We start from the raw sequence: 439 nt of genomic DNA, 5'->3' as shown, positions 1-439 counted from the left end.
CTAAATACTCACTGGCGGTCAGGTAACGCATCAATCCAGCATCACTAGGTGCGTCAGTTTGGATACCCAACAAGATTTTGAATTGGTCTACCCCTAAGATTACCTCGCTGCCACCGCTTTGATAGTTTGCACTCAAACCAGTAATACCTGTATCTGTAACCCTACCCGCATCGCAAGCTAGCAACAGCCCTTGCCCTGTGGTGCTTGAACTTCTAATAAAATATCGCTCAATTACAGTAGCTTTTGGATCAATATCAGCACTTTCACAATCCGCAATTTTTACACCCGTGGTATTTTTAAATTGAATCGTTAACTGGTCGCTATTGATCCCTGTGATATTAGAATCGCCGCCAGTGCGTGTAAAATAAAGATTTTTGGATGTGTCTGTGCTCTCCAAACCAATATTTTCAGGTGAAATGACGATGCCACCGCCCACCGT

At 43.7% G+C, this 439-nt stretch carries 1 protein-coding gene; it reads right to left on the bottom strand.

Features of this window, described 5'->3' with window-relative positions:
• Positions 1-439, bottom strand: a 439-nt coding sequence (locus AB4Y43_RS40500; RefSeq protein ID WP_368730293.1) for a hypothetical protein, incomplete at both ends; no start/stop codon positions are given.

Source organism: Paraburkholderia sp. BR10872 (assembly GCF_040965835.1).
Lineage (GTDB): Bacteria > Pseudomonadota > Gammaproteobacteria > Burkholderiales > Burkholderiaceae > Paraburkholderia > Paraburkholderia nodosa_A.
The sequence above is the reverse complement of the archived record's forward strand: the minus strand, read 5'-3'. Positions and strand labels throughout refer to the sequence as shown.